General features: G+C 61.3%; 13 protein-coding genes. 1 reads left to right on the top strand and 12 read right to left on the bottom strand.

The genetic code is table 11. The features are described from left to right. Positions 1 to 2 precede the first annotated feature (2 nt). From HAD_RS06235 to HAD_RS06200, 8 genes are all read right to left on the bottom strand, one after another. The gene (locus HAD_RS06235; RefSeq protein ID WP_035570013.1) at positions 3 to 1,436 is read right to left on the bottom strand and encodes a circularly permuted type 2 ATP-grasp protein; all 1,434 of its coding nucleotides are present in this window, start codon (positions 1,434 to 1,436) and stop codon (positions 3 to 5) included. Positions 1,437 to 1,563: 127 nt separating this feature from the next. Then, positions 1,564 to 3,333 carry a glycoside hydrolase family 15 protein gene (locus HAD_RS06230; RefSeq protein WP_035570012.1) on the bottom strand — a complete coding sequence of 590 codons (1,770 nt, stop codon included), beginning with the start codon at positions 3,331 to 3,333 and terminating at the stop codon, positions 1,564 to 1,566. Beyond that, the gene (gene otsB, locus HAD_RS06225) at positions 3,330 to 4,061 is read right to left on the bottom strand and encodes a trehalose-phosphatase (RefSeq protein ID WP_035570011.1); all 732 of its coding nucleotides are present in this window, start codon (positions 4,059 to 4,061) and stop codon (positions 3,330 to 3,332) included. Before otsB ends, HAD_RS06230 begins: the two co-directional genes overlap by 4 nt. Beyond that, complete coding sequence (locus HAD_RS06220) at positions 4,058 to 5,479, bottom strand: alpha,alpha-trehalose-phosphate synthase (UDP-forming) (RefSeq protein ID WP_051595970.1); 1,422 nt, start codon at positions 5,477 to 5,479, stop codon at positions 4,058 to 4,060. Before HAD_RS06220 ends, otsB begins: the two co-directional genes overlap by 4 nt. A gap of 172 nt (positions 5,480 to 5,651) precedes the next feature. Next, positions 5,652 to 6,791 (bottom strand): AGE family epimerase/isomerase, encoded by a 1,140-nt coding sequence (locus HAD_RS06215; RefSeq protein ID WP_035570010.1) that lies wholly within the window; start codon positions 6,789 to 6,791, stop codon positions 5,652 to 5,654. A 16-nt stretch (positions 6,792 to 6,807) separates the two neighbouring features. Continuing rightward, positions 6,808 to 8,016 (bottom strand): HAD-IIIA family hydrolase, encoded by a 1,209-nt coding sequence (locus HAD_RS06210; RefSeq protein ID WP_035570009.1) that lies wholly within the window; start codon positions 8,014 to 8,016, stop codon positions 6,808 to 6,810. Then, complete coding sequence (locus tag HAD_RS06205) at positions 8,013 to 9,269, bottom strand: glycosyltransferase family 4 protein (RefSeq protein ID WP_035570008.1); 1,257 nt, start codon at positions 9,267 to 9,269, stop codon at positions 8,013 to 8,015. The genes HAD_RS06210 and HAD_RS06205 overlap by 4 nt, the downstream gene beginning before the upstream one ends. Then, complete coding sequence (locus HAD_RS06200) at positions 9,266 to 10,480, bottom strand: polysaccharide pyruvyl transferase family protein (protein ID WP_035570007.1); 1,215 nt, start codon at positions 10,478 to 10,480, stop codon at positions 9,266 to 9,268. The genes HAD_RS06205 and HAD_RS06200 overlap by 4 nt, the downstream gene beginning before the upstream one ends. A gap of 245 nt (positions 10,481 to 10,725) precedes the next feature. Here HAD_RS06200 and HAD_RS17830 point away from each other — a divergent pair, with 245 nt between their 5' ends. Beyond that, positions 10,726 to 11,979, top strand: coding sequence for a glycosyltransferase family 4 protein (locus HAD_RS17830; protein WP_051595969.1), 1,254 nt, complete (start codon positions 10,726 to 10,728; stop codon positions 11,977 to 11,979). Between the two features lie 73 nt (positions 11,980 to 12,052). On the opposite strand, the gene HAD_RS06190 is transcribed toward HAD_RS17830, so the two are convergent. From HAD_RS06190 to HAD_RS06175, 4 genes are all read right to left on the bottom strand, one after another. Next, positions 12,053 to 13,465: a DegT/DnrJ/EryC1/StrS aminotransferase family protein gene (locus HAD_RS06190; RefSeq protein ID WP_051595968.1), complete on the bottom strand. Its 1,413-nt coding sequence runs from the start codon at positions 13,463 to 13,465 to the stop codon at positions 12,053 to 12,055. Between the two features lie 2 nt (positions 13,466 to 13,467). Then, positions 13,468 to 14,505, bottom strand: a complete 1,038-nt coding sequence (locus HAD_RS06185; RefSeq protein ID WP_035570006.1) for a GHMP family kinase ATP-binding protein — start codon at positions 14,503 to 14,505, stop codon at positions 13,468 to 13,470. Positions 14,506 to 14,514: 9 nt separating this feature from the next. Next, a complete protein-coding gene (locus HAD_RS06180; protein ID WP_035570005.1) occupies positions 14,515 to 15,447 on the bottom strand; it encodes an NAD-dependent epimerase/dehydratase family protein in 933 nt (310 codons plus the stop codon). 169 nt (positions 15,448 to 15,616) lie between these two features. Beyond that, positions 15,617 to 17,539 carry an acyltransferase family protein gene (locus HAD_RS06175; RefSeq protein WP_051595967.1) on the bottom strand — a complete coding sequence of 641 codons (1,923 nt, stop codon included), beginning with the start codon at positions 17,537 to 17,539 and terminating at the stop codon, positions 15,617 to 15,619. Positions 17,540 to 17,697: the final 158 nt, after the last annotated feature.

Here is a 17,697-nt window from a genome sequence, read left to right as displayed (position 1 = left end):
ACCTAGTCCCCCTTAAGGACCCAGGTGTCCTTGGTTCCGCCGCCCTGGCTGGAGTTTACCACCAGGGAGCCTTTTTTCATGGCCACGCGCGTCAATCCGCCTGGTGTCACCTGAACACCTTCCGGAGAAACAAGAACAAATGGCCGCAGATCGACATGCCGGGGCGCAAGTCCCGTTTTTGTCAGCACAGGGACTGTAGACAGCGCAAGCGTCGGCTGCGCGATATAGTATTCAGGCTTGGCCATCAGTTTGGCGCGGAAACTCTTCAATTCCGATTTGCTGGCGGCAGGGCCAACCAGCATTCCATAGCCACCGGACCCATGCACTTCCTTGACCACCAGCTCTTCCAGATGGTCCAGGACATAAGCCAGCGCGTCCTTCTCGGCACACCGCCATGTCGGCACGTTCTGCAGGATCGGCTTCTGGCCTGTGTAGAATTCGACGATTTCCGGCATGTAGGAATAGATCGCCTTGTCATCGGCGATGCCGGTGCCCGGCGCATTGGCGATCGTGATCCCGCCGGCCCGGTAAATGTCGAAGATGCCCGCTACGCCCAGCAGGGAGTCGGACCGGAAATTCAAGGGATCCAGAAAGTCATCGTCGATCCGGCGATAGATCACATCTACAGGTTCGTAACCGCGCGTCGTGCGCATGGCGATACGTCCGTCGGTGACCCGAAGGTCGTGGCCTTCAACCAATTCAACGCCCATCTGGTCAGCCAGGAAGGCGTGTTCGAAATAGGCGGAGTTGTGGATGCCCGGGGTCAGGACCGCCACGGTTGGCCGATTGCCGTTTGCCGCTGGCGGCGCGCACTGTTCAAGCGACCGACGCAGCATGGACGGATATTGCTGAACCGGCTGGACACGGATGTGCGAGAAGAGTTCCGGGAACATCTTCAGCATCGTCTCGCGGTTTTCCAGCATGTAGGACACGCCACTCGGCGTGCGGGCATTGTCCTCCAGCACATAGAATTCGTTGGGTCCGGTGCGGACCAGGTCCACGCCGACAATGTGGGTGTATATGCCGCCCGGGGGATCAACTCCGATCATCCTCGGCAGGAAGGCATCATTCTCGCGGATCAGGCGCTCGGGAATACGGCCAGCCCGGATAATCTCCTGCCGGTGATAAATATCATGCAGGAAGGCGTTGATCGCCTTAACCCGCTGCTCGATTCCGCGAACGAGGTTCGCCCACTCCCCTGCACCGATAATGCGCGGGACCAAATCAAACGGGATCAGCCGTTCGTCCGCTTCGGATTCCCCATAGACATTAAACGTGATCCCGGTGCGCCGGAAAAAGGCCTGCGCTTCGACAGATTTCTTCAGAAGGGCCGGCCGACTCATTTCCTGCAGCCAGTTTGAATAGGCCGCATAGGGGGCTCGGACGTTTCCGTCGAACCCATCCATTTCATCAAAAAATTGTGGCGCCTCTCCCATGGAGACAACAACGCATGCATGGATGCACCCGGTCAAGGCAAGCTAACAGGTACATCCTTGCTCTGCCGGGGCCGCCCGGCTTTGAGGGAAGCGCGAATAGACCTGCCTAAAAATTAGGCAAGGCCGCCTACATCGCCTGACTCCACGGCCGCGAAAGCAAGGCCGCCGAATTGATGATCCCGACCATGCAGTAGGTCTGCGGGAAGTTTCCCCACAGTTCTCCGGTGTCAGTGTCGACGTCCTCGGACAGCAGGCCCAGATGGTTGCGCGCCGCCAGCAGCGCCTCGAAGACACGCCGCGCTTCTTCGGTCTCCCCGATCCGGTACAAAGCATCGACGAGCCAGAAGGTGCAGGCGGTGAAGGCGGTTTTCGGTTTTCCGAAATCATCCGTCACCTTGTAGCGATAGACATGGTCGCCCTCGCGCAGGTCCCGGTTGATCACCTGCACCGTGGACACGTATCGCGGATCATCCGCCGCCATGAACCCGATTTCCGCCATCAACAGGACGGACGCATCCAGATCTTCCCCGCCGAACGCCGCAGTGAAGGCACCAATCTCCTCGTTCCAGGCTTTCTCAAGGATCGTTCCGTGAACGATCTCGGCCCGCTCGCGCCAGTAATCCGCCCGCGCTGGCAGGCCAAGATGCGCCGCGATCTTCGCGAGCCGGTCACAAGCCGCCCAGCACATGATGGCGGATGACGTGTGCACATGGGCAATCGTCCGGAATTCCCAGATACCCGCGTCGGGCGTGTCATGGACTGCGAAAGCCCGTTCTCCAACGGGTTCCAATTGTTCGAATTCGGTCAGGCCGGGCCGCTTCATCAGGCGCGTATCGAAGAAACTCTGCGCAACGCCCAGGACCACTTGCCCATACACATCATGCTGGACGTGCTCCGCCGCCTGGTTGCCACGGCGCACAGGCCCCATGCCGCGATACCCCGGCAACTGGTCGGCAAAGTCTTCCGTCAGATCGGCTTCCAGGCCGATACCGTACACTGGCTGGATATGACCACCCTTTGATTGCGCCACAATATTCCGGACCCAGCGCATATAGTGCTCCAGCGTGCCCATGCCGGACAGGCGGTTCAGCGCCGTTACGGTGAAATAGGCATCCCGGATCCAGCAGTAACGATAATCCCAGTTCCGCTCGGATCCTGCGTGTTCGGGCACGGAGGTGGTGAGCGCCGCAACAATGCCGCCGGTTTCTTCATAGACGCACAGCTTCAGCGTGATCGCAGCACGAATGACCGCCTGTTGCCATTCAAACGGTACGGCAAGGCTGCGCGCCCAGCGCTTCCAGTAAAGGCGCGTGCGCTCTTCCCAATCACGCGCGATCACTTCCGGATGATCGGAAAGGGATTCATCCGCCCCCAGAATGAAGGCCGCTTCCCGGTCCAGAATAAAACTCGTGCCTGACAGGATGTAGGAGACCGGCGCATCCGTGGTTACACGGAAGCTGATCTCTTCATCCACATACCGGACGTGATTGACCCCTCTCACAGGCTTCAGCTTTCGCCCGCCCCAATCGGTTTCGGGTGTCAGCGTGATACGCATGCGCGGCGTGCCCGCCAGGACTCGGAATCGGCGAACCAGCGCGGCCGGGCGGAACATCCGGCCCTGGTTTTCAAACCGCGGGGCGAAATCCACAATCTCGACGATGGCGCCGTCACGCGACTCAAGACGTGTCCGCAGGATGGCCGTGTTATGGTCATAGGATTGGGTGCGGGACGCGAGGTCTTCCATCCAGACAGAAAACGTGCCGCCACCTCCTAGCAGCTGGTTGAACACCGGCTCTCCATCGAACCTCGGCAGGCAAGACCATTGGTAATCACCGCGTGAATTGATCAGGGCGGCAATCGTGCCATTGCCCACGATGCCCAGGTCCAGTCCGCTCATGTGTCAGCCAACTCCTTCAGATAAGCATGCACGGCGTCGACATTTTCCAGCCGGTGCCGCGCGACGGTGTCGCCTGCGCCGACCTTGACCGTCAACCCGTCAAGGCGGTTGGCCGCCCTGAAAGCATCTTCATCGGTCGTATCGTCACCAATCATGACCGGACGTCGCCCGGCAAAGGGCGCTTCATGCATCATACGGGCCAGCGCGTGGCCCTTGTTGGCATCCTGGGGTTTCGCCTCAAACACGAACTTTCCATGCTGGATGCGATATCCCGCCCCCGACAGCCCCGCTTCAGCGAGAGCGATCGCCAGATCGTCTGCCGCGTCCGGCACCTGACGGTAGTGCAAAGCCAGAACAGGGCCTTTCGTTTCAACGCGCGTGCCATGGAACATCGCGCTGATCTTCTCGATCGCGCCGCGCACGGCGTCCGGCGCAGAGGCGCGCGTATCCGGTGCCTGCTGGTCTGGCGCCAGCGGGATCAGGCCATGATTGCCGACACGCCATAACCCGCCCGGCACACGCCGGGCCAGATCGCCAGCGTCACGGCCGGACAGGATCGCAAGCGCCCCATCGAGACGGTCGCCGACGGCCTCCAGGACGAGATCCATACCGGGAGCCAGGAACACCGTATCCGGATCGTCCTGCAGGCCGGCCAGCGTTCCGTCGAAATCGAGAAATAGCGCATCGCCCGCGGTCAGCGGCGGCGGCGCGATAGCCTGTCCTGTCATGAAAGTACTGGCACCTCTGCATCTGCGGGAACGGCGTTGAGGAAACGTTGCCTCCACCAGACCAGGTCCTGCGACCGGATGCCATCCATCAAGCTGCGCCAGCGGGCCTGCCGTTCCGCCAGCGGCATATGAATAGCCTGATAAACGGCTTCGGCAATTGCGCCAGCGTCATACGGATTGACGATCAGGGCTTCATTCATTTGCTCGGCGGCGCCCGCAAACTGTGACAGGACCAATACCCCCGGATCGTCCGGGTTCTGTGCCGCGATAAATTCCTTGGCGACGAGATTCATCCCGTCCTGCAAGGGCGTGACAAGGCATACTTTCGCGGCACGATAGAGGCCTGCAATCTCGTCCCGGTCATACCCGCGTGCCAGATAGCGAATGGGAATCCAGTCCAGGTCTCCATAGTCGCCATTGATCCGGCCGGACAGTTCGTCCAGCTGCTGGCGAAGTTGCTGGTAGCCTTCGACAACCGTCCGCGAGGGCGGTGCGATCTGGGTAAAGGATATGTGCCCATGCACATCCGGGTGCCGGTCAAAAAGGTCTGCCATGCCTTCGAAGCGCTGGATCAGGCCTTTGGAATAATCCATCCGGTCGACGCCGAGCACCAGCTGACGGTTCCCCAGAAATCTGTCGAGCTTCGACGCGGCCAGCTGCGCGTCTTCACAGGTGGAGGCTTTCACGAAGGCATCGACATCAATCCCGATCGGGCAATGCAGCAGGCGGACAGTTCGCTCCCCTACCTTGAACCGGCCATCCGGCAATTCTTCCGCATCGAACTCTTCTTCGAGGTAGCGGGCGAGATTGTAGAGGTCCTTGCCGGTCTGAACGCCCACCACGTCATAGGCGCACATGGCTTCGCCCAGTTCCCGGTGCTGCGGGATCGCCCGGAAGGCGTCCGGCGCGGGAAACGGAATATGCAGAAACCAGCCAAGGCGGCCCTGCCAGCCACGCTGGCGCATCATCCGCCCGAGCAGAAAGAAGTGATAATCATGCACCCAGATAAAGTCTTCCTGCCGGGCTTCCTGAACCGCAATCCGGGCAAACTTCTCATTCACGGACCGGTAGTTGCGGTAAGTATCGGCTTCGAAGACCGCCAGGTCGATCCGGTTGTGCATGACCGGCCAGAGCACAGAATTGGCGTAGGCGAGATAGAAACCGTCATATTGCCGGCGGGAAAGATCACTGAGGGCAAACTGAACCCCCTCTTCCTCGACATAATTGACCCGTGCCGTTTCAAAGTCGAGCACCCGGCCAGACCAGCCAATCCACAGGCCTTTGGTCTCCACCAGGGTTTCCCAGAGGGCCACGGCGAGCCCGCCTGCCTTGCTCTCACTGCCGGCGGCAGTCCGGTTGGAAATGGCGACCAGACGCCCGGACGTCCTGGCCGAAGTGTCTGCCTCTGCGCTTGTCATCGGTTCTTTCCTGTTAAGTCTCATGTAGGCCGCTCCGCCATGAGACCCAACCTCCGGAGGCAAATTTCCTCGCGAATTTCCAGGCCTGCTCAGGATTGAGACAGCCAGCGGGCCGCCATATTGCCGCTGAACGTGGCGGCGGCACATCAGTTCCGTTGAATATACAGCAGGTTCAGCGTCCCAAGGCTTCGATTTTTTCCTGCAGACGCAGTACTTCGGTGAACGCCAGAAAGACATGGTAAAGGGTCGATGCCGGCACATCATCGGCGTCCGGCTCACCATCCGCTGTGAATCGCTCCAGCCACAGACCCGGTATTGGCGTGTTGAGATACTGATCCAGCAACAGGCGTGAGCTCGCTGCAACGGCGGCGCGCGGATCCTGTCCCGTTGCTTCAAACAGGGCGAGATGGGCCTTGATCCGCTCCGTATTCGGCCAGGTCCGCGCCCCGGCATCAACTGCCGCCCCGTCGTCCAGTACGACCTGCATCGTCCGGCCCGTCTGCGAATCGACCCCATGGGTCTCGGCGAACCGGACAAGACCTTCTGCCAGCGCAACCGTATCCTCGCCCGTCAGCTTGCCGTACTGGACGAGAATCCAGGCCCATTCCAGTTGATGGCCGGGCTCAACCAGTTGACCATCACGCCCCTCGGCACGGTTCCAGTCAGCGTCGAAATACTCCGCCAGCGTGGCGCCGTCGAAAAGCTTGTCGCGGAACAGGGTCACCAGCTCTCGCGCCGTTGCCAGGAAGCGCGTCTCTCCCGTGGCCTCGTAGGACACGAGCGAGGCCTCCAGAAGGTGCATGTGCGGGTTCTGCAGGCGCCAGCCTTCCGGCGGTAATTCGTGCCAGAATCCGTTTTCCGCCCGCAAATGCGTGTCGATGAAGTCCATCGCGCGGTGCATGCCCGCACGGGACTCCTGATCCCGCGCTGCCTTGTGGCGCCAGGCATAGCCGAACAGGACGAAGGCCAGATCGTACAGGTCCGGCGTGCCGTCCAGCACGGCGCCTTCGCGGTCTGTGGTTCGCGGCCAGCCCTTTTCGGGGCCCAGATACAGCTCATCGAGCTGGCGAGCGCCCTCTGCCGACAAGGTCATGCCCTGCTCCCAGCCGAGAATCGCGGCGTGGGAAAACACATAGGTCTGCCGTCCGGTCACGCGGGTGCGGTGGAACCCCGCATCAATCGGTTCTCCGGAATAATCCAGCTTCTCGACAAACCGTTGGCTTTGCAGGTCATAGCCGGCTTCCGCCCACAACGGCAGGGCGGCATCGAATGTCCAGCGCTGGATCTCGTCGAACGGAATTGCCGAAGACATTCTTACCTCCACCGGCTCAGCCGGGTCCGATTATACCCGACACGAACGCAAGGAGATCCCCGCCTGTATACAGGTGGCCGGGCAGCCCAGCACGGCGGGCGGCTTCCATGTCGGATGGCTTGTCCCCGATCAGAAAGCTCGCCTCCCGGTTCACTTGCCAGTCGTTCAGTGCGCGCAGGATCATGCCGGGGTTTGGTTTCCTGTCGGGATGGTCTTCCACTGTATAGGCTGGCACCTTCCCGTCTGCGTGGAAAGGACAGTGATAGAAGGCATCAACAAAAGCGCCCTCTTCTGCGAGCTGCGCCTGCATACCGGCATGGAAGACGCCGATCGCCTCTTCCTCGTAATATCCACGCGCCACGCCCGCCTGATTGGTCACAACGATCACACGATACCCGCGATCATTCAGCAGGCGGATCGCCTCTCGAGCGCCCGGAATCCATGTGAGGTCATCCACACGGTGGGTGTAGCCGTGATCTTCATTCAGGACGCCGTCGCGGTCGAGGAAGGCCGCGGGACGGACCCGCATTGCAGCCGTTTCGCGCTGCGCCTGTGCCAGCGTTTCAGGCAAGCCGATATCCAGAAAGTATCCGTCGAAAGGCAGGCCTTCCAGGCGCCCCTCTTTCACCAGTTCCGGAAACACATCGCTTTCGATGGAAGATGGCGCCTCGATCCGGCTGACCATGGCGCGATCAAGATAGTAGATGCCGCCATTGATCAGGCCCGGTCCGGTCAGGTCCGGGTTCTTTTCAATGAAGGCGGAGATCCTGGCCCCGTCCAACTGAACGGACCCGTAGCGGGCAGTATCCTCCACCATGCGCAAGGCAAGGCGGCCACCGCCTTCCGGAAGGGGCGCGGCCGTCAGCGCGCGCAAATTGATGTCGAAAAAGGAATCGCCATTCAGCAGGACGAAATGCTCATCCAGTACCTGAGCTGCCTGCGCCAGTGCACCGCCGGTTCCCATCGGCTGGCTTTCCCGCACGACACGGATGGCCGCCTCGCCGATACGTTGGCCGTCATAGGCCTCCTCGACCTTGTCTCCGAGATGGCCGGCCAGCAGGACAAGATCCGTGAACCCCATCCGCGCAGCATTCTCCAGGATCAGGTCCAAAAAACGGACGCCCGGCGCGATTTCCTGCATGGGCTTCGGTGTATTTGCCGACAGGGCCCCCAACCGGGTGCCTCTGCCGCCCACCAGAAAGAGGGCCTGTTTGACGCGGGTCATGCCAGCTCTCGAAGCGCTGCTGTCTCCAGCGCGTCTTCGAACACGCTTACCGTACTGTCGAGGGTCGCGTCCCAGCTGAAATACTGCTTCGTCAGCGCGACTGCCCCGGCGCGAAGCCGTGATGTCAGGTCCGCATCCTTCAGTAAGCGTATCATGCCGTCGGCCAGCGCGTCGGAATCCTTCGGCTTGACGAGAAGCACGTTCTGCTGGTCGACAAATTCCGGTTCCGGACGCTCCCCCAGCGTGGTGATGACCGGCAAGTCATGCGCGGCGCAGGCCGCAATGGAACTGTTGTTCAGGGCGGCGCCCTCGGAGAAGGGCAGCACGGCATAATCAGCGGCCCGCAGGTAGAGCGAGCCGGCATCGGTATCGAACGGGAACTCCCCGGTCCAGCTGATCGCGTCCTCAATCCCCTCTTCGCGCGCAATCGCGTGCAGGTCATCGACGCTCCAGCCCGATTTGAAATAATCCGGCGCAGCACCACCGATGATGGCGAGGCGGGCATCAGGCACCTGCGCCCGCACCTTGGCGAAGCCGCGGACGAGATATTCAAGGCCCTTGCCGACATAGAGGCGGCCGAAATAGGCAAACAGCGGTGCATCCGCCGGAACACCAAGCATTTCACGCCCCTTCAGGCGCGACGCATCACCCGGAACGCTCATAGGAATCAAGGGCGGCGGAGGAATGATGACAGCTTTCTCTTCCAGTCCCGGCATGTGTTCGGCGAACCGTTCGAGATGAGGTTTTGCCATGGCAATCACGCGATCGCTGTCCCGCAGGATCGTGCCGTACTCATAACTGATATTCCCACCGCCCAGCGCACGCGCAGACAGTTTCAGGTTCAACCGGGTCAGGAACGGATGTTCTTTCGGGCGGACCCCCACCGGTGCCGTGATCTGGGTCACGATCTGCGTGTCCGGCAGGGCCGCTTTCAGACGCGTCGGCAGCAGCGAGATCATCGGATGAAACTCGAACGCCATGCCGATGAACCAGATAAAGATCAGGTCCGGCTTCAAGTCCTGCGCATGGCGCAGCACCTTGCCTTGCGAAGACCAGTTCCAGTTATCCATTTCCGCATGGACGCGGCAGCCTTTGACACTCTTGCCATCCGCTTTCTTGCTGGTCAGCACATCGACGGAAAATCCGCGCTCCGCCAGCCCCTCGCTGAGCCGCGCAATATGGTCACCCTCTGCAATCGGCATCGGCGGAAACACGCCTGTAATCACCAACACTTTTGTCGTCTCGGGTTTCATCGAACTCCACCCCCCAGTTTTTGTCCGACCCGGCCAGCCGCATGGCGCATCCAGGTCTGCATTCCTACCCCACGCATTGCCCCCAGCAAGGCATCCAGCGCGATCCTGTTGTCTTCGGCCCGCACCCGCATGGCCGCAATCTTCTCTGACAGTTTTTTCAACTCGGCGGAGGGATCACCCAGCAACTGGTCTCCCATCGCGGAAATGTCCGCATGCGCAGCGGCATCCGGATCAAGCGCGGCTTTCCAACCGAGATCACGGCACAGATCGCTCACCTTGTCAGACCGGCGGATCCCAAGGAACGGAACCCCCTGCAGGGCCGAGAAAACACAAAAATGATACCGCGTCGAAATCGTCATCGCACACTGCGCAATGATTGACATCATCTCCTGTGGCGTCAGGTAGTCAGATGGCCCCATCAGGACCGCATCCTTGCGCGACATCAGTGAACGAACAAGGTCCGCTGCCGCCTGGTCATAGGTGTCCCCTTCCCGCACTTCGTTGAAGAGGAACAGGACACGCGCGCCATGCCGGTTAACCAGATCGTCGAGCGCGGCGGCCAGTTCGGTGAACAGGCGCGGCGCCTTCTCCATCATGTGGTCTTCGGCATTGATGTTGACGCCGATGACAGGCCGACCGCCCAGCCCGAGGCGCTGGGTTACCTTGCGGCCATAGGCCGGCTCGGCCGGATCCAGCAGCCAGGCCATGTCTGCCGCGATGGTGATCAGGTCCGGTGCAACCCCAAGGTCCAGCAGCCGGTCCTGGTCATGTACGCTGCGCACGCTCCAGCACATGACGTTCGGAATGATCTGTTCCTGCACCCTCTGGCGCGAGATGTCGTGGCGGAGCTGCTCGACGCCAACCCCGACAAAGGCTGCGGGCTTGCCCCAGTTTCCGGCGTGCTGGAGCATGCCGCCAAGGCTCAGCAGCGGCCAGTCGCCCAGATTGTCCATGATCGGCGTGCCGCCCGGAATGATATAGCCAGCCCCCATATGGGCATGCAGCTTGGCCGGGAGCCCCATTATCCCGTCGATATACTGATAGTAGCGGAACCCCGGCTCTACTCGCTTCGTGTGGGCCGGATCGCTGGAAGCAACATCTACCCCGATGCCCCCGCCGAAACGTTCAATCAGGCGGCCAAACCCCAACAGCGTGGCTTCATCGCCAATATTGCCGCTGCCATAAAAGCCGAAGGGTGCAACCAGTCTCATATATACGCCGTCAGAACGCCTCTACTGTACGCGAACACGCCCTTCAGGCGGCATGACGCGAAAACTTCGTTTTGGTTGCAAACCCTATTCCAGTAAACTTCCTGTTTCCACTAACACGGAATTTCAAGAAACGGTCCATAAAAGGGCCACTTGCATCAGACTTGCGTGCTGCGCCCCCCATTGGTGACGCGCACCAGCACATTTGGACCGGATCGATACAGTCGCTCCAGGGAGGAGACAGAATTTTGAAGGTTGGCATCATTGTAGACGTCGAACCGGGGATACATGGCGGTATCGCAACGGCCCTGCGCAGCCTGATCACGGCGCTGGGGAAGCTGGACGGGCCGGAAACCTACGTCCTGATCGTCGAGAACCAGAACCAGGTCGACTGGCTGAGCCCGCTTGCCGCAAATCAGCGCTTTGAAATGCGTCCAGTCTCCTCTGGCAATCCGGTCCGTGACGTCCTGCGCGGAGTGAAGGGATTGGCGAACAAGGCGCTCGGCCGGGACGGCAAAGTTGGCTGGCCGCAGGTGCCAATCTCGGACGGATGGCTCGAGAGCCTCGGCCTCGATGTGCTGCACCAGCCCACTCAGGGCTTCATCTATTGCGCCATTCCGACCGTCTACAATCCGCACGACCTGCAGCATCTGCATTATCCGCAATTCTTCGACCTGTCGGATCTCACCTGGCGCGAAACGATTTACCGGGCTGCTTGTCGCACATCGCATGCGATCATCGTGAACTCACAATGGATCAAGGATGACGTTGTCGCCCAGTTTGGCGTCAGCCCCGACAAGGTGCAGATCATTCCGGAGGCAGCCCCCACGCAATTGTTGGCGGAGGTGACCGACGAGGACAAGGCCGCGACGCGGGCCAAATATACTCTGCCCGAGCGCTACATCTTCTATCCGAACAATACCTGGCCGCACAAAAACCATTTGCGCCTGTTCGAGGCGATGGCCTGGCTGCGAGATGAAAAGGGCCTGACCGTACCGCTGGTCTCCACCGGAGCCCGGCACGAGCCGAGCCGCGAAGCGCTGGACAGCCGCATGCGTGAACTCGGCCTCGAAGACCAGGTCCAGTTCCTGGGCTTCGTGTCCAATGAGGATCTGCGCGCGATCTATCAGATGGCCCGCTGTCTGGTCGTGCCGAGCCTGTTCGAAGCGAACAGTCTTCCGATTTTCGAAGCCTGGGCGGAGGGTATTCCAGTGGCCAGTTCGAACGTCACCGCCCTGCCCGAGCAGGTCGGCGATGCCGGCCTCCTGTTCGATCCGATGGATCCGCACGACATGGCCGGGGTCATCGAACGCCTCTTCACAGACGATGCGCTTTGTGCCGACCTTATCGAGAAAGGCAAAGTGCGCCTGTCCGATTTCGACTTCCTGCGCACGGCCCGCGCCAACCGCGCCACCTACCGCCGCGCAGCCGGGCGCCGTCTCGATTCGGAAGATGCTGCCCTGCTCGCCCATGACTGGATGCGCTATCCGATCCGCGACTGAGGCAGTATGCAAGCAGATACAAAAAGGGCGCTCCGCTGGAGCGCCCTTTTTTGGTTTCGTCTGAATGTTTTGCCTAGGCTTTCTTGCCCAGCACGCTTTCGAACACACCGGCAATCCGGGCGACCATCGCATCGTCTACGCGGCGCGAGGTTGGCAGGTTGACGCCCGTGCGGGACAGCCAGGTGCTGTTCGGGCACTTCCGGGCATACTGACGATAGGCAGGCATCGACGACAGGCCGTGGAAGAAGGGGCGCAGATCGATATTCGCGGCCTTGCAGGCGGCAATGAGGTCGGCGCGCTTGTCTTCCGGCACCTGGGCACAGGCAAACCATGTCACCGGCTGGGCACGCTGGTCCATCGGCGGCGGGAAAGACACGCCGGGGATGCCCGAGAGGGCCTCGACATAACGGTCATAAACAGCGGCGCGCATTGCAAGCAGCTCGTCCATCCGCTCGATCTGGGCACACCCGATGGCGGCCTGCATATTGGTCATGCGGAAATTGAAGCCCGGCTCCTCATGCCAGTAACGGCGCTCCGGCCGCATGCCATGATCGCGCAGCATCCGCATGCGCGTTGCAATATCGGCATCATTGGTCAGGCAGATCCCGCCTTCACCTGTGGTGATGATCTTGTTGGCGAAGAAGGAGAAGCTCGAAATGTCGGAGAAGGACCCGATCGGCTGGCCGTCATATTTCGCGCCATGGGCTTCGGCGCAGTCTTCAATGATGTAGAGGCCCCGGGCCTGCGCCAGTTCAAAGATTTCCGTCATCTGCGACGGGCGGCCGAAGACGTGCACAGGCATGATGGCGCGCGTGCGCGGCGTGATGGCCCGCTCAACCGCTTCGGCCGACAGGCACCAGGTATCGCGGTCGACATCGACCAGGACAGGCCGGGCGCCGACATGCATTACCGTATTGATGGAAGCCGCGAAAGTCAGGTCCGGAACGATCACTTCGTCCCCTTCCCCGATGCCCAGCGTCGCCATGGCAAGGTGAAGCGAGACGGTGCCGTTGGACGTCGCCACACCGTGGGCCATACCCATCTTTTCGGCGAACTCGCGTTCGAAGCGGCGGATGTAGTCGCCAGTTGAGGAAATCCAGGTCGACAGGAACGCGTCGAATGCGTTGCGCATTTCGCGGTGTGTGAGGTCCGGCTCAGACACCGGCAGGAAGGGCTGCGGGCCGGACTCGTCGATCCCGCTGAGGCGGCCTTCGCCATCCAGCACAGGCTCCACACCGAGCGGCTCTTTCGCACTGCCCCAAGGGGCCGCCACATCGCCAACCGTCTGGCCGGAAAGATGCCCGCCCTTCATGAAGGCCTCGCGCATCATGGTAAGGTCGGCATAGCCCAGCAGCTTGCCGCCCGCATCGGTGACGAAGACAAAACCCCGGCCATTATCCAGTGCCTTTTCGAGCCCGGCGAACAAAACGTCGCCTTGCGTGCAGGTCATGGCAGCCGTCTGTGCGGACACATCAATATCAATCATGTTCAGGAAACCTTGGCCCCGGCGGGAAGATAGTTTGAATCCAATTCCGGATCGTAAAGAACGACCTGCGACCCGCTCCGCTCCATGCGCAGCGGCACATGGGTCATGCCCTTCATCGCGGCCATCACTGCGGCGCGCTTTTCGGGTGGCACGAACATCAGCAGGAAGCCGCCACCGCCTGCACCCAGCAGTTTGCCGCCAAGCGCACCGGCCTTGAGAGCCGCTTCATAGCGCTCGTCGATCTCGGGGTTTGATACCGAGGCGTCGAGGGCTTTCTTGTTCATCCAGGTCTCATTGAGAAGCGCGCCGAAATCATTGATGTCGCGTGACGGGTCCGTGAGGATCTGTTCCCCCTCGCCCACCATGTCATAGATCGCGCGCAACTCTTTCGTCCGGTCACCGAACTTTGCCACCTTGCGTTTTTCGATCTCGTCGGCAAAGCGGGTGAAGCCGGTGAAGAACAGCATCATCGAGTCTTCCAGCGCCGCGCGGCGTGCGGCCGGCAAGCGGATGGGAGAGATGTCATAGTCGCCGTCTTCCGAAAACTCGATCCGGTTCAGGCCGCCATGGGCCGCCGCAATCTGGTCCTGATAGCCAACCGTTTCACCCAGCAGCTTCTGTTCGACAAAGATAGCTTCGCGCGCCAGCTTCTTCTTGGAACTGAGCATTTCCTGGTTGCCGAAAAAGGCGTGCAGCAGCGACACGGTGAAGGAAGAGGAGGACCCAAGGCCTGACTTGGACGGCAGATCGGAGTTGTGGATCACCTCATAGCCCGTCTCGTTGTCGCCGGCATAGTGCTTCAGCACTTCGCGCACGACCGGATGCTGGATCTCGTTGATGGTCGACACTTCTTCCAGCATGCCCCAGGCGACGCGGTAGTTGAAATCGAACACCGCCGGCAGCCGGCGCAGCTGGATATAGATGTATTTGTCGATCGACGTCGACAGCACGGCCCCCTTCTCCCCGCGCTCCAGCCAGGAGGGGTGATCGGTACCGCCTCCGAAGAAGGAGACACGAAGCGGGCTGCGGACAATGATCATTACGAGGCCTTAGACGTTCGAGTAGCGGGAGTTGCGGATCATCTTGTACCCACGCAGCAGTTCAGCGATACCCCGGTCAAGCGACCAGTCCGGACTCCAGCCCGTGGCTTCCACCTTCTCGTTCGAGACGATGTAGTCACGCTTGTCCGGGTCTTCGCCGATCGGCGCTTCGAGATAGACGAAGCTCGGCACGTGTTTCTGGATCTTCTGGCAAAGCTCGATCTTGGAGAGGTTCGCATCCGACAGGCCGAGATTGTAGGCCTCGCCGCGCATCGTGTCGAAACTCGCAATCGCGTGCTCGAAGCCTTTCACCACATCGCGGACATGGATGTAATTGCGCTTGAAGTGGCCTTCGAAGATGACGACGGCCCGGTCGGTTACGGCGCGCCAGGTGAAGTCATTGACCAGCAGATCCAGGCGCATGCGCGGAGCCATGCCGAACACCGTGGCCAGGCGCAGCGTCACGCCATTGCCGTTGTCGAGCACGGCCTTCTCGGCTTCCACCTTGGTGATACCGTAGAGGGAGATCGGGTTCAGCGGGCTTTCCTCGGTGCAGAACTTGCCGCTTTCCCCGATGCCATAGCCGGAATTGGTGACCGGGAAGACGACCTTCTGGTCCTTGGAGGTCCGCTTGACGAGGTCCACAACCGCTTCCTGGTTGAGGGTCTTGGCTGCAATCGGGTCCAGCTTGCAGAGCGGCGCGCCGACAAGGGCCGCCAGCGGAATCAGCACATCGGCCTGCGGCACGAGTTCGTCCAGCAGGCGCGTATCGCGGGCATCGCCTTTGACCGGGGTGAAGTTCTCGTTCGCGCACACGGCGGCCAGTTCGGTCGTGCCACGTTCGAACGTGTCGAGCACGGTGACTTCATGCCCCTGCTCCAGCAGTCGCGGTACCATGGTCGAGCCGATATAACCCGCGCCGCCTGTAATCAGAATTTTCATGTGTGCCTCTGGTCCCTCTAGCTGTCTTGCGCACCGTTAATGCGCCCAGCTTTCCTATAGCAACTCTCACACCACAGGAATCCAGTCCAAATCCACCAAAGCGGGACAAATCGACCGCATTCCGGGTGAATTCCCCTGATTGGTGTATTCTATTGAGACAGGCTCCAGATCAATGTGCCGGATCTGGAAAATAGGCCTCCACCGCCTGGCGGGAGCCGTCCGGCGTGAAATGACCATAGTCGAGATAAAGATCCTGGCCCCCGGCCCGGACCGGGCAATGCCCCTCCGGACAAAGCGCCCCGGCCGGGTCAATAAAGGTCGCGCCGGTGCGCGAAGCTATCGCGGCAAGCCGGTCATTCATCGCGCGCGCCTCGGCGCTCAGCGGCAGGGCGGCGTCTTCCGTTCCCGGCGGTACGGTCCGCGCGAGGATCAGATAAGGCGGAATATGGAAGTTCGGTGATTGGCCGATCAGCGTCACCTCAACACCGGCGGCCTTGAACGCGGTTAATGTGCTTTCGACCTGGACCGAAATCCGCGTGCCGTATTCCAGCCAGCTGCCCGCCACGATCACCCGTTTGACGCCCAGCTGCCGGACGAGTTCCAGGGCTTGCGGCCGGAAGGCCAGGCAGGCTGGCGTACCCGGGCTGTCTGGCGCCAGGGTCGGGGGGCACCCTTCCATGGCATATTCGACAATCGGCGCGCGTGCGGCCCATCCGGTCTCGCGAAGGCCCGGCACATAATGAGCCGCAAAGGAATCCCCGAACAGGAGGGTCGGCGCACCGTCTCCATCGCCCAGCGTACAGGCCCCGGCCGACCAGTCCGTCCAGCTCTGGCTATCCCGCAACAGACAGGTGCCCGCGCCCCACGCTCGCTCAGCCGCATGAATGTCCGGCACGCGGTCGAAGCCCGGCTGACTGGCGAACAGACGGGCATTGGCTTTGCCCCCTGCCCACCCGGCCGCTGCGGTACCAAGGGCGCACGCCAGCGCCACTGCCAGCACAACCGATGTTTTCCGACCGGTCCGGCGCAGGGGCGTTTCGACAAGGCGGTAGACAAGCCAGGCCAGCAGGAAGCAAAGCGCCAGTGCGGCCAGCGTCTCCCCGAATGTCAGCCGGCGCATTATCAGGAACGGCGCCAGGACCAGCACCGGCCAGTGCACGAGATAAAGCGAATAGGAGATCCGCCCCACCCACACGATGGGCGGCAAGGCCAGAAAGCGTGACACAAGCGGCCGGTGTTCCTGCCCCGACGGCTGGCCCAGCCAGATCACCAGCCCTGCCCCGAGACAGGGCCAGAGCGCTGCAGATCCGGGAAACAGGGTCCCCGGCCCGAACAGGAAGACCGCCCCGGCGATCATCCCCAGTCCGGCCAGCGCGCCTGCCTCGTTCACCCCGCGCGGCAGGGCTGAGCGCGGCAGGAGCGCGATCAGGACACCCAGCAGGAATTCCCAGGCCCGCGTGAACGGCAGGTAGAACGCCGCATCGATATGGCCGTGGCGCACGGCGTACAGGTTCAGCCCGAAAGAACCGAGCAGGCACAAGGTCACCACAAGCCGCCAGCGTCCGGCCAGGAAACGCTGGATCACCAGCAGGAATACCGGCGCCGCAAGATAGAACTGTTCCTCCACGCCCAGCGACCAGGTGTGCAGCAAGGGCCGGAACGGCATGTCATTGTTGAAGTAGGAACTGGCCTGCCAGAAATGCACGTTCGAAAAGAACAGCGACGCCGCGATCAGGCTGTCCGCAAAAGGCTGGAAATAGACAGGCGGCACGATTGCCAGGCTTGCCAGCAGCGTACCCAACAAGACCACCGTCAGCGCTGGCAGAATTCGACGTGCCCTGCGCGCGAAAAAGCCGGTCAGAGAAAACCTTCCGGCACGCAGGTCGCGGAACAGGCTGAGCGCGATCACATAGCCTGAAATGACGAAAAAGACGTCGACGCCGACAAAGCCGCCTGAAAACCGGCTCCAACCTGCATGGAAAACAAGAACGGCCAGAACGGCCACCGCGCGCAGTCCGTCCACATCGGCCCGGTAGCCTGGCTTTGAACCGGCCTGGCCGCCGGCCGCAGGATGGAAGGAGTCAGGGCGCATTACCGTCGATTTTGTGCATTGCGCATGCCAGTCGAGCAGAATCTCCTCGCAGGATTGCTGCGCTTTCCACGACTCGCCTCAGAAGTGTCCCTGTTTGCACCAGACGTGCGCGGCATTTCCTGTTTAAATGGCAAGGAATTTGCAGCCTTCTTCGCGTA

Origin of the sequence: Hyphomonas adhaerens MHS-3 (assembly GCF_000685235.1) — a bacterium.
In the GTDB taxonomy this organism is placed as follows: domain Bacteria; phylum Pseudomonadota; class Alphaproteobacteria; order Caulobacterales; family Hyphomonadaceae; genus Hyphomonas; species Hyphomonas adhaerens.
This window is presented reverse-complemented; position numbering and strand designations above follow the sequence as displayed.